This is a genomic window from Streptomyces sp. NPDC001902 (assembly GCF_042891295.1).
GTDB lineage: Bacteria > Actinomycetota > Actinomycetes > Streptomycetales > Streptomycetaceae > Actinacidiphila.
Genome location: NZ_JBIATA010000024.1, coordinates 78,077 through 99,097, shown reverse-complemented (window position 1 = coordinate 99,097; position 21,021 = coordinate 78,077). Strand labels below are relative to the sequence as shown.

The following is a 21,021-nucleotide window of genomic DNA, read 5'->3' as shown; positions in this document are numbered from 1 at the left end:
GGGGAACCGCCTTCCGAGAGGAGCGCACCGCGTGCCGGAGCTGCCCGAGGTCGAAGTCGTACGCCGCGGTCTGGACCGCTGGGTCAGCGGCCGCACCGTCGCCCGGGCCGAGGTGCTGCACGCCCGCGCCGTGCGCCGCCACCTCGCCGGCGGCGCGGACTTCGCCGACCGGCTGGCGGCGCAGACCTTCGGTCCCGCCCTGCGCCGCGGCAAGTACCTGTGGCTGCCGCTCCAGGACTCCCCGCTCGCGCTCCTCGGGCACCTCGGCATGAGCGGCCAGCTGCTCGTCCAGCCCGAGGACGCGCCCGCCGAGACCCACCTGCGGATCCGGATCCGCTTCGAGGACGACCTCGGCACCGAGCTGCGCTTCGTCGACCAGCGCACCTTCGGCGGCCTGTCGCTGCACGAGTGCGTGCCCGGCGACCCCGAGCGGCTGCCGGTCCCCCTGTCGCACATCGCCCGTGACCCGCTCGACCCCCGCTTCGACGACGCGGCCTTCCACACCGCGCTGCGCCGCCGCCGCACCACGATCAAGCGGGCGCTGCTCGACCAGTCGCTGATCAGCGGGGTCGGCAACATCTACGCGGACGAGGCGCTGTGGCGCACCAGGCTGCACTACGAGCGGCCGACCGCGACCCTGACCCGCCCGGTCACCACCGAACTGCTCACCCACATCCGCGAGGTCATGACCGACGCCCTCGCCGCCGGCGGCACGAGCTTCGACAGCCTGTACGTCAACGTCAACGGGGAGTCCGGCTACTTCGACCGCTCCCTGGACGCCTACGGCCGCGAGGACGAGCCCTGCCGCCGCTGCGGCACCCCGATCCGCCGCCGTCCCTGGATGAACCGGTCGAGCTACTTCTGCCCGCGCTGTCAGCGACCGCCGCGCGGTCCGGGCGGCACGTCCGCCGTCACCGTCCGCCCGTCGTAGCGCCGCTGCGCCGCCAGCACCTCCGGCATCCGCGACTCCACGAGCCCGATCAGCGCGAGCAGCCGCTCGGCCGTGTCCCGGCCCAGCGGTGTGAGGCTGTAGTCGACCCGCGGCGGGTTGGTGGGCCGCGCCTCGCGGTGCACCAGCCCGTCCCGTTCGAGCGCGTGCAGGGTCTGGGAGAGCATCTTCTCGCTCACCCCGTCGACGCGGCGGCGAAGCTCGTTGAACCGCAGTGCCCCGTCGACCAGCGCGCCCAGCGTCAGCGAGCCCCAGCGGCCGGTCACGTGCTCCAGCGTGGGGCGCGACGGGCACGAGCGGGCGAACACGTCGAACTCCGGGTTCGCTGTGCCGGCACCATCACTGCCGCCGGTGGCGTCGCCGGCCCGCACGGACGTCTCCATGGGCGTGAGCGTACTCGTCCACAGCGCCACCCGTGGGGTTGCGCTTCCCCTCGGTGAGTTACGGCCCCGAATCCCCGGCGTGGCCGAGGCCTTACGGCGCACAATGGGCGGATGCTTCCCGACGGCCCGCCCGCTCCGCCCGCCCCCGCCGCCCCCTACGCCGAGACCGCCGAGCCGCAGCCGGAGATCCCCCTGGTCGGCGGTGACGTGACCGAGGGCGTCGTCCGCGTCGGCGACACCGTCCGCCGTCCGACCGGCGCCCACAGCCCCCTGGTGCACGCCCTGCTCCGTCACCTGGAGGACGTCGGATTCGCCGGCGCGCCGCGCCTCCTCGGCATCGACACCGCCGGCCGGGAGGTGCTGACCTACGTGGCGGGGGAGGTCGCCGGACGGCCGCGGCCCGCCTGGATCGCCGACGAGGGCCGCCTCGTCTCGGTCGGCCGCCTGGTCCGCGCCTACGACGACGCGGTAGCCGGCTTCACCCCACCCGACGGCGTCCAGGCCCCGGCCGGTCCCGCGCCGCACCCGGACATGCCTCCCGCGCCCGCGCATCCCGCCGAGGTGATCGGGCACATGGACTTCACGCCGGACAACATCGTCTTCCGGGCCGGCCGGGCCGCCGCGCTCATCGACTTCGACCTGGCCAGGCCGGTTCCCAGGGTCGAGGAGATCCACAACGCGATGCTCTACTGGGCCCCCATCGGCGACCCCGCCGACGCCGACCCCCAGTTGCGCGACGTGGACGTCCCCCGGCGCTGCCGCCTCCTCGCCGACGCGTACGGCATGTCCGGCATTGACCGCGGCCGCCTGCTGGAGGTCGCCGTGCTCCGGACCCGCCGCGCGTGGTTCTCCATGAAGCGGATGGCCGAGACCGAGGGCGGCGGCTGGGCCCGCATGTGGCACGAGGGGGTCGGCGACCAGATCAAACGCCGCGAGGCCTGGCTGGAACGCCACGGCTCCTCGATCGAGGCGGCTCTCACCGCCCCTTAGGGCACGACGCACACCGCGCCCGAACCCCGGGCGCCACCTGCTCCGGGAGGCTGCCGGGCCGCCCTCCGGCGGCGTGTCCTTCTCGACCACACCCACCTGTACGTGCCCGGAGCCGTCGGCGCTCAACGGAGCGCCGACGGCCGGTGGCCGGCTCAGTAGCCGAAGTCCTGCGTCCACCAGGGGCCGCCGTCGCCGAAGACGGCGCCGACACCGATCGTCTTGTAGTCGCAGTTGAGGATGTTGGCGCGGTGCCCCTCGCTGTTCATCCAGGCGTCCATGACCTCCTGGGCCGTGGCCTGGCCGCGGGCGATGTTCTCGCCGCCGAGGTCCTTGACGCCGGCCTGCGCGGCGCGGTCCCAGGGGTCGTCGCCGTCGGGGTCGGTGTGGTCGAAGAAGGCCCGGGCGGCCATGTCGGCGCTGAAGTCGGAGGCGAGCTCGGAGAGCTTCTTGTCGTCGCGCAGCGGCCGGCAGCCGGCGGTGGCCCGGACGGTGTTCACCAGGGCGAGGACGGAGACCTCGGCGACGCTCTGGTCGCCGTCCTGCGCCTCGTCGCCGCCCGGCACGAGGGTGGCCGCGGGCGGGGAGGGGACGGTGGCCGGCGCGGAGGACGCGGAGGGCTGCGGAGCGGTGGGGGTGGCAGCGCCGTCGTCCGGGGCGGAGGTGGAGGCGGAGGGGGTCGGCGTCGCGGTGGTCGCCGGTGCCGACGGGGCGGCGGGGGGCGCGGTCGTACGGGCGTTGCCGCGGCTGGCGGGTGCGGAGGTATCCCGGCCGGCGGGGACGGCGCCGACGTCCTGGGGGCTCGCGGTGTTCGGCAGCCCGGCGGCCTGGACCTGGCCGGGAGCGTCGTCGTGGTACGAGAACCCGCCGGAGCCGTCCGGCGAGGGCAGCAGCCCGCTGGAGACGCCGATCGCACCCACGGCCAGCGCGGCGGACGAGGCCAGGAGCCCGGTGCGCACCGGGTTCTGCTTGCGCCGCCGGGCCCTGCTGCTCTGCCCGCGGTGGCGCGGCGCCTCCTCCGAGAACGGCGCCGGCTCAAAGGCTTTACGGCTGTGGCGGCCCATCCGGTGCAGTCCTTTATGTCGACGGTGTTCACCCGAACGGGTGAGTCCTGTTGCGGCGCGACTGTACCGAAAGACAGGCGGGGCAGGTGTGAACCCTGGGCAACTGAGGGGTTAGCGTGCTTTCATGAACGACGCTGTCCGACTCACCGCCTGGGTGCGAGGCCGAGTGCACCAAGTGGGTTTCCGCTGGTGGACGCGGGTGAACGCACTGGAGATCGGCGGACTCGACGGGTATGTGAGCAATCTCTCGGACGGCCGCGTGCAGATCGTGGCCGAAGGTGAGCGGTCGCGCTGCGACGGTCTGCTCGACTGGCTGCGGACCGGCGACACGCCCGGACGCGTCGACGGCGTCACCGAAATCTGGGGCGAGCCGCGCGGCGGTTACGACGGCTTCGCGATCCGCTGACCCACCGACCCGCACACCGCCCCGTCCTCGCAGGTGAGGGGTGAGGTGACAGATCAACGGCAATCTCACGTGGCAAGAGCGACAAGGAGGTTGCCATTTCGCGCACCGCGTGCGAGGCTGCCGACATCGAGGACGCGGTGATCTTCGGGGAGCGGTCGACGGCCCTGTCCTCCACGCCACGCGGGACGCCCGCGGCGCCCTCTCGCGCCGTGTTTTCTTAGGCGCACCCGACGCCCGGGCTGTGATCGTGTTGACCGTCTAACTATTTGGTGAGACGCTGGAAGCCCCGCGCACCGCAGCTGTAGGCATGGCAAAGGGCAGCTTCGGCGCACACGGCGCGGGTGCCTATAACCCCTCACTCACGACCCACACCGCTCCCCGGTCGGTCACTCAGCGTGGAGGACCATCCATCATGGCAAAGGCGCTTCTCGGTTACGTCGGCGGCCCCGACCCTCGACTCCTCGCCGAGATGCGAAGGCTGCAGCAGCGTGTCCAGGACCTGGAAACCGAGCTCGTACGGATCCAGGCCGAGAACGATGCGCTGGCCGCTGCCTCGCACGAGCTCGTCGACGTACCTCACGCGGAGCCGGTTCTCGCCTGACCCGGCCTTTCGGCCGGTCAGGGGAAACGACTCCGTTTGGGAATGTGCAAGGGACGCCCCGGCGTCCCTTCGTCGTTTGCCGCCCCGTTCGCCCTCCCATGATCTCCGCCCTTGCATTGCATGTGCCCCCCGCATTCCTCGGTGAAACCGGGAGCGGGAGGTAGAGTCCAGCGGCGTGCACCTCAAGAGCCTGACCCTGCGCGGGTTCAAGTCATTCGCCTCGGCGACGACCCTGCGATTCGAACCCGGAATCACCTGTGTCGTCGGCCCGAACGGTTCCGGCAAGTCCAACGTCGTGGACGCGCTGTCCTGGGTCATGGGCGAACAGGGCGCCAAGTCGCTGCGCGGCGGCAAGATGGAGGACGTCATCTTCGCCGGCACGACGGGACGGCCGCCGCTCGGCCGGGCCGAGGTGTCGCTCACGATCGACAACAGCGACGGTGCCCTCCCGATCGATTACGCCGAGGTCACCATCACGCGGATCATGTTCCGCAACGGCGGCAGCGAATACCAGATCAACGGTGACACCTGCCGGTTGCTGGACATCCAGGAACTGCTCTCCGACTCCGGTATCGGCCGCGAAATGCACGTCATCGTCGGCCAGGGACAACTGGATTCGGTGCTGCACGCCGATCCGATGGGCCGCCGCGCCTTCATCGAGGAGGCGGCCGGGGTCCTCAAGCACCGCAAGCGCAAGGAAAAGGCGCTGCGCAAGCTGGACGCCATGCAGGCGAACCTGGCCCGCGTCCAGGACCTGACCGGTGAGCTGCGCCGTCAGCTCAAACCGCTGGGCCGGCAGGCACAAGTCGCCCGCCGGGCGGTGGTCATCCAGGCCGACCTGCGCGACGCCCGGTTGCGACTGCTCGCCGACGACCTGGTCACCCTGCGGAAGGCGTTGCACGCCGAGGTCGCCGACGAGGCCGCGCTCAAGGAGCGCCGCGACGCCGTCGAGGCGGAGCTGGCGGCCGCGGTACAACGCGAGGCGCGGCTGGAGGAGCAGGTCAGGGCGCTCGCGCCGCGGCTCGCCGAGGCCCGGGCCACCTGGTACGGGCTGTCGCAACTGGCCGAGCGGGTGCGCGGCACCATTGGCCTGGCCGAGCAGCGCGTACGTCATGCCACCGCGCAGCCCGCCGAGGAGCGGCGCGGCCGCGATCCGGAGGACATGGAGCGCGAGGCCGCCCGCATCCGCGAACAGGAGGCGGAACTCACCGACGCCCTGGAGGCCGCCCAGCGCGCCCTGGACGACACGGTCGACCACCGGGCCGAGCTGGAACGCCGCCTCGCGGACGAGGACAAGGCGCTCAAGGCCGCCGCCCGCGCCATCGCCGACCGTCGCGAGGGTCTGGCCCGGCTGCAGGGTCAGGTCAACGCCGCCCGCTCCAAGGCCGGATCCGCCGAAGCCGAGATCGGCCGGCTGACCGCCGCCCGCGACGAGGCGCGCGAGCGTGCCGAGTCCGCGCAGGAGGAGTACGAGGAACTCCGCGCCCGGGTCGAGGACCTGGACGCCGACGACTCCGAGCTCGACGAGCGCCTCGAAGCGGCCAAGGACGAGCAGGCCGGCGCCGACGAGGCCCACTCCGCCGCCCGCGAGGCCGCCACCACCGCCGAACGCCGGCGGGCCGCCCTCGCCGCGCGCCACGACGCACTCGCCCTCGGTCTGCGCCGCAAGGACGGCACCGGTGCCCTGCTCGCCGCGGGCGACCGCCTGGCCGGGCTGCTCGGCCCCGCCGCCGAACTCCTCACCGTCGCCCCGGGCCACGAGGTGCCGGTCGCGGCCGCGCTGGGCGCCGCCGCCGACGCCGTCGCCGTCTCGGGCCCGTCCGCCGCCGCCGAGGCGCTGCGGCTGCTGCGCAAGGACGACGCGGGACGCGCGACGCTGCTCCTCGCCGGTGACGCCGCCCCGCAGGAGACCGCCGAGGCGCCCCCGGGCGCGCGTGCGGCGGCCGCGCTCGTCGGCGGCCCCGACGAACTGCTCCCGGCCGTGCGCCGTCTGCTGCGGGACTACGTCGTCGTGGAGAGCCTCGCCGACGCCGAGTCACTGGTCGCCGCCCACCCGCGGTTGACCGCGGTGACCGCCGAAGGCGATGTCCTCGGCGCCCACTTCGCCCACGGCGGCTCGGCCGGTGCCCCCAGCCTGCTGGAGGTGCAGGCCGCCGTCGACGAGGCCGCCGCGGAGCTGGAGGCACTGGCCGGGCGCTGCGAGGCGCTCGCGCACGAGCAGGCCGCGGCCAAGGAACGCCGGGCGGCCGCCGCCCGGGTGGTCGACGAGCTGACGCAGCGTCGGCGGGCCGCGGAGAAGGAGAAGTCGGCCGTGGCCCAGCAGCTGGGCCGGCTGGGCGGCCAGGCACGCGCCGCGGCGGGGGAGGCGGAACGTTCTGCCGCCGCCGTGGGCCGCGCCGAGGAGTCCCTGGCGGCCGCCATAGAGGAGTTCGAGGAGCTCTCCTTCCGGCTGAGCGAGGCGGAGGCCGCCCCTGCCGAGGAGGAGCCGGACACCTCCGTGCGGGACCGGCTGGCCGCCGACGGCGCCAACGCCCGGCAGACCGAGATGGAGGCGCGGCTCCAGGTCCGTACCCACGAGGAGCGGGTCAAGGGCCTGGCCGGCCGCGCCGACGGCCTGGACCGCGCCGCCCGCGCCGAGCGCGAGGCCAGGCAGCGGGCCGCCCGGCGCAAGGCACGTCTGGAGTACGAGGCGCAGGTCGCCTCGGCGGTGCTGAAGGGCGCGCAGGGCCTGCTGGCCTGCGTCCAGGTCTCGCTGGGGCGCGCGGACGAGGAACGCGGCGCGGCCGAGCGCGCCAAGGCCGAGCGCGAGGCGGAGCTGGACACCGCGCGCCGCCAGGGCCGGGAGCTGAAGTCCGAACGGGACCGGCTGACCGACTCCGTCCACAAGGGCGAGGTGCTGGGCGCCGAGAAGCGGATGCGGGTCGAGCAGCTGGAGGGCAAGGCCCTGGAGGAGTACGGCGTCGAGCCCGAGGGCCTGGTCGCGGAGTACGGGCCGGACCAGCTCGTGCCGCCGTCCCCGCCCGCCGAGGGCGAGGTGCTGCCGGAGGACCCGGAGCACCCGCGCAACACGCCGCGCCCGTACCACCGGGGCGAGCAGGAGAAGCGGCTGAAGGCGGCGGAGAGGGCGTACCAGCAGCTGGGCAAGGTCAACCCGCTGGCGCTGGAGGAGTTCGCGGCGCTGGAGGAGCGGCACAAGTTCCTCTCGGAACAGCTGGAGGACCTGAGGAAGACCCGGGCCGACCTGCTCCAGGTGGTGAAGGAGGTGGACGAGCGGGTCGAGCAGGTCTTCACCTCCGCGTACCACGACACGGCGCGCGAGTTCGAGGGCGTGTTCTCCCGGCTCTTCCCCGGCGGCGAGGGCCGGCTGATCCTCACCGACCCCGAGAACATGCTCACCACCGGTGTGGAGGTGGAGGCCCGGCCGCCGGGCAAGAAGGTCAAGCGGCTGTCGCTGCTGTCGGGCGGGGAGCGCTCGCTGACCGCCGTGGCGCTGCTGGTGTCGATCTTCAAGGCCCGGCCGAGCCCGTTCTACGTGATGGACGAGGTCGAGGCCGCGCTGGACGACACCAACCTGCAGCGGCTCATCCGCATCATGCGTGAGCTGCAGGAGAGCTCGCAGCTGATCGTCATCACCCACCAGAAGCGGACCATGGAGGTCGCCGACGCGCTGTACGGCGTGTCCATGCAGGGCGACGGTGTGTCGAAGGTCATCAGTCAGCGCCTCAAGGACTGACTTCACGTTGTGAACGAATGCAGGGGATCCCTGAGGGATCCTCTGCTCTGTTGCGTCAAAATGGGCGGGTTTGACTTTGAAGATTGTAGGAATAAGGTCTGCAATGTTGTTTTAGCGTTCGAGTGATGGTGACTTGGGAAGTCCCGGCACTCGTTGCTCCTGCCCCCCACCTGAGGGCTCAATGCAGAGTCCGGGAGATTCACCAGTGACCACCACCGCACCGAAGTCCCAGGCGGCCGGCCGCTCCGGCGGCCGTGCCGACCACCTCGGGCACGTCATCTTCATCACCGCGGCCGCCGCCATGGGCGGCTTCCTCTTCGGCTACGACAGCTCCGTCATCAACGGCGCCGTCGAGGGCATCCGCGGGAAGTACGACATCGGCTCGGCCGCGCTCGCCCAGGTCGTCGCCATCGCGCTGATCGGCTGTGCGATCGGCGCCGCCACCGCGGGCCGCGTCGCCGACCGCATCGGGCGCATCCGCGTCATGCGGATCGCCGCCGCGCTCTTCACGGTCAGCGCCGTGGGCTCCGCCCTTCCCTTCAGCCTCTGGGACCTGGCGCTGTGGCGCGTGGTCGGCGGCTTCGCCATCGGCATGGCGTCGGTGATCGGCCCCGCCTACATCGCCGAGGTCGCGCCCGCCGCGTACCGCGGCCGGCTCGGCTCCTTCCAGCAGGCCGCGATCGTGATCGGCATCGCCGTCTCCCAGCTCGTCAACTGGGGCCTGCTCCAGGCCGCCGACGGCGACCAGCGCGGCGACCTGCTGGGCGTCGAGGCGTGGCAGGTCATGCTCGGCGTGATGGTCGTGCCCGCCGTCCTGTACGGCCTGCTGTCCTTCGCGATCCCCGAGTCGCCCCGCTTCCTGATCTCCGCCGGCCGGACCGCCGACGCCGAGAAGGTGCTGCGCGACGTCGAGGGCGAGCACACCGACACGGCCGCACGGGTCGCCGAGATCCGCGAGCACATGCGCAGCGAGCACCGCTCCCGCTTCAAGGACCTGCTCGGCGGGCGCTTCGGCTTCGCCCCGATCGTGTGGGTCGGCATCGGGCTGTCGGTGTTCCAGCAGCTCGTCGGCATCAACGTGATCTTCTACTACTCGGCCACCCTCTGGCAGTCCGTGGGCGTCGACCCGAGCAGCTCGTTCTTCTACTCCTTCACCACGTCGATCATCAACATCATCGGCACCGTGATCGCGATGCTGTTCGTCGACCGGATCGGCCGCAAGCCGCTCGCCCTCATCGGTTCCGTCGGCATGGCGGTCTCGCTGGGCCTGGTCGCCTGGGCCTTCTCCCACAAGACCGGCACCGGCGGCCACATCAGCCTCCCCGGCACCGAGGGCGCCGTGGCACTCGTCGGCGCGCACGCCTTCGTGCTCTTCTTCGCCCTGTCGTGGGGCGTCGTGGTGTGGGTCTTCCTCGGCGAGATGTTCCCGAACCGGATCCGCGCCGCCGCGCTCGGCGTCGCCGCCTGCGCGCAGTGGGTCGCCAACTGGGTGATCACCGCCAGCTTCCCCAGCCTGTCGGACTGGAACCTGTCGCTGACCTACGTGATCTACACGGCCTTCGCCGCGCTCTCCGTCCCCTTCGTCGTCAGGTTCGTCCCGGAGACGAAGGGCAAGACCCTGGAGGAGATGGGCTGACCAGCCCCACCCGCTCCCGCCGCGCCGCCCCCGTGGTGCCCCTCCGGGCCCGGGGGCGGCGCCGTGCGCCGGGCCGCTCGCGGCCGGGCCCGGTCAGTCCTTCAGCCGGGGCAGCACCTGCTCGGCGAACAGGTGCAGGCTCCGCCAGCCCTCCTCGACCGGCATGCCCCCGCACAACGGGTGCAGCACGAGGGCGGCGGCCGGGTCGGTGCTCGCCTCCGCGAAGGCGACGCACTCGTCGGGGGTGACCACGCGGTAGACGCCCTCGCGGCGCAGTTCCTCCGGGGAGGCCGCGCTGGAGCGCACCGCCGAGCGGATGCCGGCGGACTGCCAGGAGGCGTAGGTGGCGGCCTCGTGGAACAGGTGCCGCCCGTACTCGGCCCAGGTGCGGTCGGGGTCCTCGGACAGGTGGAGCAGCGGCACCTGCGGCGGGGGCATCAGGCACCAGCCCTCGGTGCCGTGCTCGGCGAGCTGCTCCCGGTAGTACGTCTCCAGCTCCGGGAGGTGGGCGCTGGGGAAGAACGGCAGGCCGAACCGCGCCGCCCGGCGCGCCGCGGCGCGCGAGCTGCCGCCGACGATCAGCAGCGGGTGCGGGGAGCTGTGGGGGCGGGGCGTGACCCGGACGGTCCGGCCGCGGAAGACGAAGGGCTCACCGGTCCACGCCGTGAGCAGCGTCTCCAGCAGCTCGTCCTGGAGGGCGCCACGCCGGTGCCAGTCCACCCCGAGGGCCGCGTACTCCTCCGGGCGGTAGCCGATGCCGGCGACGGTGACCAGCCGGCTGCCGCCGACGTGGTCGAGCACCGCGAGGTCCTCCGCCAGCCGCAGCGGGTCGTACAGCGGTCCGATCAGCGCGGAGACGGTGACCGCGATCCGGCGGGTCGCGCCGAGGACCGCCCCCGCGAAGGTCAGGGGTGAGGGCAGCCAGCCGTCGGGGGAGCCGTGGTGCTCCTCGGTCTGGAGGGTGGCGACGCCGTGCTCGTCGGCGTACGCGGCCATCTCCAGGGCCGCCCGGTAGCGGTGGCTCAGCGCCCCGGGCGCGGCCGCGGGGTCGACGAGGTTGAAACGTACGACAGTGGCGGGCATGCGCCGACGTTAGCTGACGAACCGTCAGATGAACAGACTCGTGGGCCCCCGCCGGGTGGCTCCCGGGAGGGCCCGCCGCGTGACCGATACTGGACGGGTTATGGAAACCGTCATTCTTGCCGTAGTCATCGCCCTGGTCGTGATCCTGGCGGCCGGCGGGCTGGTGGTGGGCAGCCGCCGCAGGAAGCAGCTGCCCCCCGCACCGCCCACCGAGCCGCCGACGATCACCGCGCCCCCCGCCGAACCGCAGATCGGCGACGAGGCGGAGGCCCCGCGGGACGAACCCCGCCGGACCATCGAAGAGGTCGAGCTCCCCGAGTCGGAAGACGCCTCCGCCGGCGGCGTCCTCGTCGAGGAGCGCCCGGCCGCCCCCGAGATCGAGCGGCCCGAGCCCACCGCCGGCCGTCTGGTGCGGCTGCGCTCCCGGCTCTCGCGCTCGCAGAACGCGCTCGGCAAGGGGCTGCTCACGCTGCTCGCGCGCGAGCACCTCGACGAGGACACGTGGGAGGAGGTCGAGGACACCCTGCTCACCGCGGACGTCGGGGTCGCCCCCACCCAGGAACTCGTGGAGCGGCTGCGCACCCGGGTGAAGGTGCTCGGCACCCGCACCCCCGCCGACCTGCGGCAGCTGCTGCGCGAGGAACTGCTGACCCTGATCGGCACGGATCTGGACCGCACGCTCCACACGGACGGGCTGCCGAACGGGGACGGGGCCGACCAGCCGGCCGTGCTGATGGTCGTCGGCGTCAACGGCACCGGCAAGACCACCACCACCGGCAAGCTCGCCCGGGTCCTGGTGGCCGACGGCCGCAGCGTCGTGCTGGGCGCCGCCGACACCTTCCGCGCCGCCGCCGCGGACCAGCTGCAGACCTGGGGCGAGCGGGTCGGCGCCCGGACCGTGCGCGGTCCCGAGGGCGGCGACCCGGCGTCGGTCGCCTTCGACGCGGTGAAGGAGGGCATCGCCGAGGGTGCGGACGTCGTGCTCATCGACACCGCGGGCCGGCTGCACACCAAGACCGGCCTGATGGACGAGCTCGGCAAGGTCAAGCGCGTCGTGGAGAAGCACGGCCCGGTGGACGAGGTCCTGCTGGTCCTGGACGCCACGACGGGTCAGAACGGACTGGTGCAGGCCCGGGTCTTCGCCGAGGTCGTCGACATCACCGGCATCGTGCTCACCAAGCTCGACGGCACGGCCAAGGGCGGCATCGTCGTCGCCGTCCAGCGCGAGCTGGGCGTTCCGGTCAAGCTGATCGGCCTGGGCGAGGGGGCGGACGACCTCGCGCCGTTCGAGCCCGAGGCCTTCGTGGACGCGCTGATCGGCTCGTAGCCGGCGGCGTCCGCAGACGAGCGGACACGTGGACAAGGGGCGCACTCCTCCGAGTGCGCCCCTTGCTCGTCGTTCACGCGTACGCGCGGTCCCGGTGGCAGACGTACGCCAGCGTGCCGAGCAGCAGCCGGGCCTCCGGCGGCTGGCGGGCGGCGTCCAGCGCCGGCGGCCGCAGCCAGCGGACCGGGCCGAGGCCGCCGAGGTCGGAGGGCGGGGCGGTCACGTGGTCGCCCGGCCCGAGGCAGCGCAGGTCGAGGTCGGCGTCGTCCCAGCCCATGCGGTACAGCAGGTGCGGGAGCTCGGCGGCGGCCCCCGGCGCGACGAAGAACTGCGCCCGGCCGTCCGGGGTGGCGATGACCGGGCCGAGACGCAGCCCCATGCGCTCCAGGCGCACCAGGGCGCGTACGCCGGATCGTTCCGCCACGTCGATCACGTCGAAGGCGCGTCCCACGGGGAGCATCAGCGCCGCGCCCGGCACGCGCTCCCAGGCGGCCACGGCCTCCTCGAGGGTGGCCCCGGCCGGCACCTCGCCGGCGAACTCCAGTGCGTGGGCGCCCGGTGCCTTGCACCCCGGGTCACCGCAGGAGCACTGCCCGCCCCCGCGCGTGGCGCGCGCACCCGGCGCCACCGCCCATCCGCACAACCCGGTGTACTCCGCCACGGTGGTGCACGCCGAGGCGTGCGTCCGGCGGCGCGCGCCGGAGCGGATGTGTCGCATCTCCCGCATGCTGCCGATCGTGAAGCCCATGACACCCCCAACGGGTCGCAGTTGCCGATGGTTACGCCCGTGCCTGATCGGCATGTGTCAAGTGAATCGCGCCGTGTGCACATGTAGTTCATTCGAAGGGGTGGCGAATGGTGGCGTTTTCGCTGGAGGCATCGCCGGATGGGTGATCGTAGGATTACTTTCGGTTTGCAAGCCCCGGAAGTGTGCGGGCCGGCGGGTATGCCGGAGGCAAGACTCGTAGGACACTGAGGCACATGGGGGCCAGGCAGGCAACGGCCCTCATCCCCGGAGGTGTTGGGCGACGGAATGGGGGCGTCACGGTGGGCGGCACACAGGACAAGCAGCCCAACGCGCAGTTGACCTCTTGGTTTGTGCGCAGCGGCTGGTCCAAGGGCGAACTCGCCCGTCAGGTGAACCGCAGGGCACGCCAGATGGGCGCGCTGCACGTCAGCACGGACACCTCACGGGTGCGCCGCTGGCTGGACGGCGAACAGCCGCGCGAACCCATCCCGCGCATCCTGTCCGAGCTGTTCTCCGAACGCTTCGGCACCGTCGTCCCGGTGGAGGACCTCGGTCTGCGCCCCGCCCACCAGCCCCCCGCCGCGACCGGCGTGGACCTGCCGTGGGCCGGGCCGCAGACGGTCCAGCTGATCAACGAGTTCTCCCGCAGCGACCTGATGCTCGGCCGCCGCGGCTTCCTCGGGACCTCCCTGGCGCTGGCCGCCGGCCCCGCCCTCGTCGAGCCGATGCAGCGCTGGCTGGTGCCCACCCCCGCGTCCGGCGCCGACGTCCCCCCGCCGCGCGAGCCCGGGGGCAGGGTCCGGCTCTCCGAGCCCGAGCTGGAGCTGCTGGAGGCCACCACGGTGATGTTCCGCCAGTGGGACAACCAGTGCGGCGGCGGCCTGCGCCGCAAGGCCGTGGTGGGCCAGCTGCACGAGGTCACCGACCTGCTCCAGGAGTCCCATCCGCAGTCCGTCGCCAAGCGGCTCTACCGCGTCACCGCCGAGCTCGCCGCGCTCGCCGGCTGGATGTCGTACGACGTCGGCCTGCACCCCACGGCGCAGAAGTACCTGGTCCTGGCCCTGCACGCGGCCAAGGAGGCGGACGACCGCCCGCTGGGTGCCTTCGTCCTGTCCAGTATGAGCCGCCAGATGATCCACCTGGACCGGCCCGACGACGCACTGGAACTCATCCACCTCGCGCAGTACGGCAGCAGGGACAGCGCGACCGCCACCACCCAGGCGATGCTGTACGCGATGGAGGCCCGCGCCTACGCCAACATGGGCCAGGTCAGCAAGTGCCACCGCGCCGTGCGGATGGCCGAGGACTCCTACACCGACTCCCGCCCCACCGAGGACCCGGACTGGATCAGCTTCTTCAACGAGGCCGAGCTCAACGCCGAGAATGCCCACTCCTACCGTGACCTGGCGTACGTGGCCGGCCGCAGCCCCACGTACGCCTCGCTGGCCCACCCGGTGATGCAGCGGGCCGTCGAGCTCTTCTCCCAGGACACCGTCCACCAGCGCGCCTACGCCCTCAACCTGATCGGCATGGCCACCGTGCACCTGCTCCAGCGGAGCCCGGAGGAGGCCGCCGGCCTCACCGTCCAGGCCATCGACGTCGCCAAGCACGTGCGCTCCGAGCGGGTGAACACCCGCATCCGCAAGACCGCAGACACCGCGCTGCGCGACTACGGCAAGATCGCCGAGGTCGCCCAGCTCAGCGAGCGCCTGGCGTCCGACCTCCCCGAGGTCGCCGGGACCGCCTGACCCGGCGGTCCACCCCGAACCCCGGCCGCGGCCGGCCATCCCGACAGCCCGACTCGGCTCCCCCATGCCAGGTCAACCGGGTGGCCCGCCGCGGCCGGTCCTCGTCCACCGACCCGTCCGTTCGACGGCGTGGCGAGGTTTGTACACCCCGGCCCGCGCGGCACGTATACAGCTCGTCGGCCCGCCGGAGGGGTAACGGAGTCGTGACGGCGTCGTCATGGCGGCGCCCGCTGGGGTGGCGGTTCATCGCGACGTAACACGGACGACTTCTTCGTCACGGTTCCGAAACACCCGATGGCGTCGACGGAAACCCGGCTGGGACAACCTCATGGCGAAAACCGGCCCATCGAGCCCGCTTCCCGCACGGGCCGTTCGGATGACGAGGAGACGCCGATGGCAGCAGGCTTCTTGACGCTTGCCGCAGATACGCCCACGCTCGACAGCGGTAGCACGGCGTTCATGCTGCTGAGCGCAGCGCTGGTGCTCGTGATGACCCCCGGTCTCGCCTTCTTCTACGGCGGCATGGTGCGGGTCAAGAGCGTGCTGAACATGCTGATGATGAGCTTCATCGCCATCGGCATCGTCACCGTGCTGTGGACGCTCTACGGGTTCACCGTCGCATTCGACTCCGGCAACGCCTTCTTCGGCGGCTTCGACTGGACCGGCATGCGCAACATCGGGATCTCCCAGCTGTGGGACGGCTACACCATCCCGGTCTACGTCTTCGCCGTCTTCCAGCTGATGTTCGCGATCATCACGCCCGCCCTGATCAGCGGCGCCCTGGCGGACCGGGTGAAGTTCACCGCCTGGTCGCTCTTCGTGGCCCTGTGGGCGACGGTCGTGTACTTCCCGGTCGCCCACATGGTCTGGGCGTCGGACGGCTTCCTCTTCACCCGCGGCGTGATCGACTTCGCCGGCGGTACGGCGGTGCACATCAACGCCGGTGCCGCGGCGCTCGGCGTGATCCTCGTCATCCGCAAGCGCGTGGGCTTCAAGAAGGACCCGTTCCGCCCGCACAACCTGCCGCTGGTCATGCTCGGCGCCGGCCTGCTGTGGTTCGGCTGGTTCGGGTTCAACGCCGGCTCCTGGCTCGCCTCCGACGGCGTCGCGGCCGTGGCCTTCACCAACACCCAGGTCGCCACCGCCTCCGCGATGCTCGGCTGGCTCGCCTACGAGAAGATCAAGCACGGCTCCTTCACCACCCTGGGCGCCGCCTCCGGCGCGGTCGCCGGTCTGGTCGCCATCACCCCGGCCTGCGGCTCGGTCAGCCCGCTCGGCGCGATCGCGGTCGGAGTCATCGCCGGTGTGGCCTGCGCCGCCGCGGTCGGCCTGAAGTACAAGTTCGGCTACGACGACTCCCTCGACGTGGTCGGCGTCCACATGGTCGGCGGCATCGTCGGCTCCCTGCTCATCGGCTTCTTCGCCACCGGCGGGGTCGGCCAGACCGCCAAGGGCGTCTTCTACGGCGGCGGCTTCGACCAACTGTGGAAGCAGTTCCTGGGCGTCGGCGTGGTCCTGTTCTACTCGCTCATCGCCTCGGCGATCCTTGCCAAGCTCATCGACCTGGTGATCGGATTCACCGTCAGCGAGGACACCGAGGTCGCGGGCATCGACCAGGCCGAGCACGCGGAGACCGGCTACGACTTCGCGGGCGTGGCCGGCGCGGTCCGCTCCGCCCTCTCCTCCCTGGACAGCAGCAGTGGCAGCGGCACCCAGGTGACCGACGCCCCGTCGAAGAAGGTGGACGCGTGAAGCTCATCACCGCGGTCGTGAAGCCGCACCGGCTGGACGAGATCAAGGAGGCGCTGCAGGCCTTCGGCGTCCAGGGCCTGACGGTCACCGAGGCCAGTGGCTACGGCCGCCAGCGGGGGCACACCGAGGTCTACCGTGGTGCCGAGTACACCGTGGACCTGGTGCCCAAGATCCGCATCGAGGTGCTCGTCGAGGACGGCGACGCCGACCAGCTGATCGACGTCATCGTCAAGGCCGCCCGTACCGGCAAGATCGGTGACGGCAAGGTCTGGAGCATCCCGGTCGAGACCGCCGTACGGGTCCGGACCGGGGAGCGCGGCCCGGACGCGCTCTGAGGACGCGGGGGCGCGGCCGGGACTCCGGCCGCGCCCTTTCGCTCCACCGAACCCGAGCAGTTCCACCGCACGGCCTGCGACTGGAGACAGTGTGACGGAGAACGTCGACGCGAAAGCCCACGACGGACACGCCCCTGCAGGCTATGCGGCGGCCCGGCTGGCCCTCCTGAACGGCGAGGGCCCGTCCGGGCCGCCGCGGCGCAAGGCGCTCGCCTCCTTGACCGATGCCTGGCTCGCCGACCTCGCCCGCGGCGCGGCCGACCGTACCGGGGCACGGGGCTGGTCGCTGGTCGCCGTCGGCGGCTACGGCAGGGGGGAGCTCTCCCCGCGCAGCGACCTCGACCTGCTGCTGCTCCACGACGGCTCCGCAGGGCCCGCGGACGTCGCCGGCCTCGCCGACGGGATCTGGTACCCGGTCTGGGACCTGGGCGTCGCCCTCGACCACTCCGTCCGCACCCCCGCCGAGGCCCGCAAGACCGCCACCGAGGACCTCAAGGTCCAGCTCGGCCTCCTCGACGCCCGCCACATCGCGGGCGACGCCGCCCTCACGGCCTCCCTGCGCACCGCGGTCCTCGCCGACTGGCGCAACCAGGCGCCCAAGCGGCTCCCCGCGCTCCACGAGCTGTGCCTGGAGCGCGCCGAACGCCACGGGGAGCTCTCGTACCTGCTGGAGCCCGACCTCAAGGAGGCCCGCGGCGGGCTGCGCGACGCCACAGCCCTGCGCGCCGTTGCCGCCTCCTGGCTCGCCGACGCGCCCCGCGAGGGCCTGGAGGACGCCCGGACCCGGCTGCTCGACGCCCGGGACGCCCTCCACCTGGTGACCGGCCGCGCCACCGACCGGCTGGCCCTGCAGGAGCAGGACCAGGTGGCCGGCGCACTCGGCCTGCTCGACGCCGACGCACTGCTGCGCCAGGTGTACGAGGCCGCCCGGACCGTCGGCTACGCCTTCGACGTCACCTGGCGCGAGGTCGGCCGGGTCCTGCGCTCCCGCCAGATGCCGCCCCGCCGTCGCGGGCTGCTGGGCCGCTCCCGCCCGGAGCAGAGCACGAACGGGCCCGAGCGCACCCCGCTGGCCGACGGCGTCGTGGAGCACGAGGGCGAGGCCGTCCTCGCGCTCACGGCCAGGCCCGAGCGTGACCCGGTGCTGCCGCTGCGCGCCGCCGCGGCCGCCGCCGAGCACGGTGTACCGCTGTCGCTGCACGCGGTCCGCCGGCTGAGCGTGGCCCAGGCCACCCGGCCGCTGCCGGTGCCGTGGCCCGCCGAGGCCCGCGAACAGCTCGTGACGCTGCTCGGCGCGGGGGAGTCCACCGTCCAGGTGTGGGAGGCACTGGAGGCCGCGGGCATGATCACGCGGCTGCTCCCCGACTGGGAACGGGTCCGCTGCCGCCCGCAGCGCAACGCCGTGCACATCTGGACCGTCGACCGGCACCTCATCGAGTGCGCGGTGCGCGCCTCGCGCCTGACCCGCCGGGTGGGCCGCCCCGACCTGCTGCTCATCGCCGCCCTGCTGCACGACATCGGCAAGGGCTGGCCCGGCGACCACTCCGAGGCCGGCGAGGTCATCGCCCGGGACGTCGCGGCCCGCTTCGGATTCGGCCGCGCCGACGTGGAGACGCTGGCCCTGCTGGTCCGCCACCACCTGCTGCTGATCGAGACCGCGACCCGGCGCGACCTGGACGACCCCGCCACCGTGCAGAGCGTCGCCGAGGCCGTCCGCGACTCCGAGACGCTGGAGCTGCTCCACGCGCTGACCGAGGCGGACGCCCTCGCCACCGGTCCGGCCGCCTGGAGCGCATGGCGGTCCTCACTCGTCGGCGACCTGGTCAAGCGGGTCGCCGCCGTGCTGGTGAGCGGGGCGGTGCCCGCGCCCGCCGACCCCGAGCCCACCGCGGAGGAGGAGCGTCTGGCGGTCGAGGCGGCGCGCACCGGGGGCCCGGTCATCGCGCTGCACGCCCACGCCGAGCCCGACCCCGACGGGGTCCCGCGGACCGCGGACGGCGAACCCGAGCCCGTCGGCGTGGAGCTGCTGCTCGCCGTCCCCGACCGGCCCGGGCTGCTGGCGGCGGCGGCGGGCGTGCTCGCCCTGCACCGGCTCACCGTCCGGGCCGCCGACCTGCGCGCGGTCGACCCCATCCACCAGGGCCCGGTGACCCTCCTGCGCTGGCGGGTGGCCGCCGAGTACGGCTCGCTGCCCGAGGCGGCACGGCTGCGCAACGACTTCGCCCGGGCCTTCGCGGGCTCCCTCGACATCGAGGCACGGCTGGCGGAGCGGGAGTCGGCGTACCCCCGCCGTCGCGGGGTCACGCCCCCTCCGCCCCGCGTCACCGTCGCCCCCGGCAGCTCCAGCGCCGCGACCGTCATCGAGGTCCGCGCCCACGACGCCCCGGGGCTGCTGCACCGCATCGGCCGGGCCCTGGAGTCCACCGGCGTGAACGTCAGGTCCGCCCGGATCAGTACGCTCGGCGCCAACGCGGTCGACGCGTTCTACGTCACGGACACCGCGGGCGATCCGCTTCCCGACGTACGGGCGGCCGAGGTCGCCGACGAGGTGGAGCGGGCCCTGCGCTGACGCGGTGGAGACCATTCGCGGCCCGGGCGGATACCCTTGAGGACGACCTATCACCCGCCCCCGACCTGAGGATCCGCGACCGACGTGTTCGACACCCTTTCCGACCGCCTCGCAGCGACGTTCAAGAACCTCCGGGGCAAGGGCCGCCTTTCCGAGGCGGACATCGACGCCACCGCGCGCGAGATCCGCATCGCGCTGCTGGAGGCGGACGTCGCGCTGCCGGTGGTGCGCGCCTTCATCAAGCAGGTCAAGGAGCGGGCGACCGGGGCCGAGGTCTCCCAGGCGCTGAACCCCGCCCAGCAGGTCATCAAGATCGTCAACGACGAGCTCGTCGGCATCCTCGGCGGTGAGACCCGCCGGCTGCGGTTCGCCAAGCAGCCGCCGACCGTGATCATGCTCGCCGGTCTGCAGGGTGCGGGCAAGACGACGCTGGCCGGCAAGCTCGGCCGCTGGCTGCAGGGCCAGGGCCACGCCCCGCTGCTGGTCGCCGCGGACCTCCAGCGTCCCAACGCCGTCAACCAGCTCCAGGTCGTCGCGGAGCGGGCCGGCGTCGCGGTCTTCGCGCCGGAGCCCGGCAACGGCGTGGGCGATCCGGTCCAGGTCGCCAAGGACTCCCTCGACCACGCCCGCACCAAGCAGTACGACGTCGTCATCGTCGACACCGCCGGCCGCCTCGGCATCGACGCCGAGATGATGCAGCAGGCCGCGGACATCCGCGACGCCGTGCAGCCCGACGAGATCCTCTTCGTCGTCGACGCCATGATCGGCCAGGACGCGGTCAACACCGCCGAGGCCTTCCGCGACGGCGTCGGCTTCGACGGCGTGGTGCTCTCCAAGCTCGACGGCGACGCCCGCGGTGGTGCGGCGCTCTCCATCGCGCACGTCACCGGCCGCCAGATCATGTTCGCCTCCAACGGCGAGAAGCTGGACGACTTCGACGCCTTCCACCCCGACCGGATGGCCTCGCGCATCCTGGGCATGGGTGACGTCCTCAGCCTGATCGAGAAGGCCGAGCAGACCTTCAGCCAGGCCGAGGCCCAGAAGATGGCCGAGAAGCTGGCCAAGGGTCCCAAGGAGTTCACCCTCGACGACTTCCTCCAGCAGATGGAGCAGGTCCGCAAGATGGGCTCGATCTCCAAGCTGCTCGGCATGCTGCCGGGCATGGGCCAGATCAAGGACCAGATCAACAACCTCGACGAGCGTGACGTGGACCGCACGGCCGCGATCATCAAGTCGATGACCCCGGGTGAGCGCCAGGACCCCACGATCATCAACGGCTCCCGTCGCGCCCGCATCGCCCGCGGTTCCGGTGTGGACGTCAGCGCCGTGAAGAGCCTGGTGGAGCGGTTCTTCGAGGCCCGCAAGATGATGTCGCGGATGGCCCAGGGCGGTATCCCGGGGATGCCCGGCATGCCGGGCATGGGCGGCGGCGCACGTCAGAAGAAGCAGCAGAAGAAGGCCAAGGGCAAGCGGCAGAGCGGCAACCCGCTCAAGCGCGCCGAGCAGGAGAGGGCCGACGCCGCCCGTCGCGAGCAGCAGCAGGCCGGTGGCGCCTTCGGCCTGCCGGCCGGCCAGGAGGGCCAGAACTTCGAACTGCCCGACGAGTTCAAGAAGTTCATGGGCTGACCCAGGTCCGCGTCCGTACGGCGGCGGCGTCCCCTGCGCAGGGGGCGCCGCCGCCGCGCGTGCATCATGGACCC

Annotated in this window: 16 protein-coding genes; 12 read left to right on the top strand and 4 right to left on the bottom strand. The window is 72.8% G+C overall.

Going from position 1 to position 21,021, the window contains the following annotated elements; genetic code table 11:
• The first annotated feature begins 31 nt into the window (after positions 1–31).
• Positions 32–931: a bifunctional DNA-formamidopyrimidine glycosylase/DNA-(apurinic or apyrimidinic site) lyase gene (mutM, locus tag ACFYYN_RS31750; RefSeq protein ID WP_500548493.1), complete on the top strand. Its 900-nt coding sequence runs from the start codon at positions 32–34 to the stop codon at positions 929–931.
• On the opposite strand, the gene ACFYYN_RS31745 is transcribed toward mutM, so the two are convergent.
• Positions 874–1,332, bottom strand: a complete 459-nt coding sequence (locus ACFYYN_RS31745; protein WP_500548492.1) for a winged helix-turn-helix transcriptional regulator — start codon at positions 1,330–1,332, stop codon at positions 874–876. The genes mutM and ACFYYN_RS31745 overlap by 58 nt on opposite strands.
• A gap of 111 nt (positions 1,333–1,443) precedes the next feature.
• On the opposite strand from ACFYYN_RS31745, the gene ACFYYN_RS31740 reads away from it, so the two are divergent.
• Entirely contained in the window at positions 1,444–2,322 is an 879-nt protein-coding gene (locus tag ACFYYN_RS31740; RefSeq protein WP_500548491.1) for a phosphotransferase, read from the top strand.
• Positions 2,323–2,474: 152 nt separating this feature from the next.
• On the opposite strand, the gene ACFYYN_RS31735 is transcribed toward ACFYYN_RS31740, so the two are convergent.
• Complete coding sequence (locus ACFYYN_RS31735; RefSeq protein ID WP_500548490.1) at positions 2,475–3,383, bottom strand: CAP domain-containing protein; 909 nt, start codon at positions 3,381–3,383, stop codon at positions 2,475–2,477.
• 124 nt (positions 3,384–3,507) lie between these two features.
• Between ACFYYN_RS31735 and ACFYYN_RS31730 the strand changes: the two genes are divergently transcribed.
• From ACFYYN_RS31730 to ACFYYN_RS31715, 4 genes are all read left to right on the top strand, one after another.
• On the top strand, positions 3,508–3,789 hold the full coding sequence (locus tag ACFYYN_RS31730) for an acylphosphatase (RefSeq protein ID WP_500325655.1): 282 nt from the start codon (positions 3,508–3,510) through the stop codon (positions 3,787–3,789).
• 412 nt (positions 3,790–4,201) lie between these two features.
• Positions 4,202–4,390, top strand: a complete 189-nt coding sequence (locus ACFYYN_RS31725; RefSeq protein ID WP_319131640.1) for a hypothetical protein — start codon at positions 4,202–4,204, stop codon at positions 4,388–4,390.
• A 175-nt stretch (positions 4,391–4,565) separates the two neighbouring features.
• Positions 4,566–8,123, top strand: a complete 3,558-nt coding sequence (gene smc / locus ACFYYN_RS31720; RefSeq protein WP_500548489.1) for a chromosome segregation protein SMC — start codon at positions 4,566–4,568, stop codon at positions 8,121–8,123.
• A gap of 205 nt (positions 8,124–8,328) precedes the next feature.
• Positions 8,329–9,759, top strand: coding sequence for a sugar porter family MFS transporter (locus tag ACFYYN_RS31715; protein WP_500548488.1), 1,431 nt, complete (start codon positions 8,329–8,331; stop codon positions 9,757–9,759).
• Between the two features lie 93 nt (positions 9,760–9,852).
• Here ACFYYN_RS31715 and ACFYYN_RS31710 read toward each other — a convergent pair whose 3' ends face one another.
• Positions 9,853–10,842: an LLM class flavin-dependent oxidoreductase gene (locus ACFYYN_RS31710; protein ID WP_500548487.1), complete on the bottom strand. Its 990-nt coding sequence runs from the start codon at positions 10,840–10,842 to the stop codon at positions 9,853–9,855.
• Between the two features lie 100 nt (positions 10,843–10,942).
• On the opposite strand from ACFYYN_RS31710, the gene ftsY reads away from it, so the two are divergent.
• The gene (gene ftsY, locus ACFYYN_RS31705) at positions 10,943–12,169 is read left to right on the top strand and encodes a signal recognition particle-docking protein FtsY (protein ID WP_500548486.1); all 1,227 of its coding nucleotides are present in this window, start codon (positions 10,943–10,945) and stop codon (positions 12,167–12,169) included.
• A 73-nt stretch (positions 12,170–12,242) separates the two neighbouring features.
• Here the strand turns inward: ftsY and ACFYYN_RS31700 are convergent, their stop codons facing one another.
• Positions 12,243–12,917: a bifunctional DNA primase/polymerase gene (locus tag ACFYYN_RS31700; protein WP_499514215.1), complete on the bottom strand. Its 675-nt coding sequence runs from the start codon at positions 12,915–12,917 to the stop codon at positions 12,243–12,245.
• Positions 12,918–13,150: 233 nt separating this feature from the next.
• Here ACFYYN_RS31700 and nsdA point away from each other — a divergent pair, with 233 nt between their 5' ends.
• The 5 genes from nsdA (at position 13,151) to ffh (ending at position 20,947) form a co-directional block, all read left to right on the top strand.
• Positions 13,151–14,665 carry a transcriptional repressor NsdA gene (gene nsdA, locus ACFYYN_RS31695; RefSeq protein ID WP_500548485.1) on the top strand — a complete coding sequence of 505 codons (1,515 nt, stop codon included), beginning with the start codon at positions 13,151–13,153 and terminating at the stop codon, positions 14,663–14,665.
• A 393-nt stretch (positions 14,666–15,058) separates the two neighbouring features.
• Positions 15,059–16,417: an ammonium transporter gene (locus tag ACFYYN_RS31690; RefSeq protein WP_500548484.1), complete on the top strand. Its 1,359-nt coding sequence runs from the start codon at positions 15,059–15,061 to the stop codon at positions 16,415–16,417.
• Complete coding sequence (locus tag ACFYYN_RS31685) at positions 16,414–16,752, top strand: P-II family nitrogen regulator (RefSeq protein WP_018562967.1); 339 nt, start codon at positions 16,414–16,416, stop codon at positions 16,750–16,752. The genes ACFYYN_RS31690 and ACFYYN_RS31685 overlap by 4 nt, the downstream gene beginning before the upstream one ends.
• A gap of 91 nt (positions 16,753–16,843) precedes the next feature.
• Positions 16,844–19,321: a [protein-PII] uridylyltransferase gene (locus ACFYYN_RS31680; RefSeq protein WP_500548483.1), complete on the top strand. Its 2,478-nt coding sequence runs from the start codon at positions 16,844–16,846 to the stop codon at positions 19,319–19,321.
• An 84-nt stretch (positions 19,322–19,405) separates the two neighbouring features.
• Complete coding sequence (gene ffh, locus ACFYYN_RS31675; protein ID WP_500325670.1) at positions 19,406–20,947, top strand: signal recognition particle protein; 1,542 nt, start codon at positions 19,406–19,408, stop codon at positions 20,945–20,947.
• Positions 20,948–21,021: the final 74 nt, after the last annotated feature.

Excerpts from the sequence above, each read along its gene's own strand:
- ACFYYN_RS31700 (WP_499514215.1), bottom strand. The coding sequence starts at position 12,917 with ATGGGCTTCACGATCGGCAGCATGCGGGAGATGCGACACATCCGCTCC.
- nsdA (WP_500548485.1), top strand. The coding sequence starts at position 13,151 with ATGGGGGCCAGGCAGGCAACGGCCCTCATCCCCGGAGGTGTTGGGCGA.
- ACFYYN_RS31690 (WP_500548484.1), top strand. The coding sequence starts at position 15,059 with ATGGCAGCAGGCTTCTTGACGCTTGCCGCAGATACGCCCACGCTCGAC.
- ACFYYN_RS31730 (WP_500325655.1), top strand. The coding sequence starts at position 3,508 with ATGAACGACGCTGTCCGACTCACCGCCTGGGTGCGAGGCCGAGTGCAC.
- ACFYYN_RS31735 (WP_500548490.1), bottom strand. The coding sequence starts at position 3,383 with ATGGGCCGCCACAGCCGTAAAGCCTTTGAGCCGGCGCCGTTCTCGGAG.
- ACFYYN_RS31725 (WP_319131640.1), top strand. The coding sequence starts at position 4,202 with ATGGCAAAGGCGCTTCTCGGTTACGTCGGCGGCCCCGACCCTCGACTC.
- ACFYYN_RS31710 (WP_500548487.1), bottom strand. The coding sequence starts at position 10,842 with ATGCCCGCCACTGTCGTACGTTTCAACCTCGTCGACCCCGCGGCCGCG.
- ftsY (WP_500548486.1), top strand. The coding sequence starts at position 10,943 with ATGGAAACCGTCATTCTTGCCGTAGTCATCGCCCTGGTCGTGATCCTG.
- ACFYYN_RS31740 (WP_500548491.1), top strand. The coding sequence starts at position 1,444 with ATGCTTCCCGACGGCCCGCCCGCTCCGCCCGCCCCCGCCGCCCCCTAC.
- ACFYYN_RS31745 (WP_500548492.1), bottom strand. The coding sequence starts at position 1,332 with ATGGAGACGTCCGTGCGGGCCGGCGACGCCACCGGCGGCAGTGATGGT.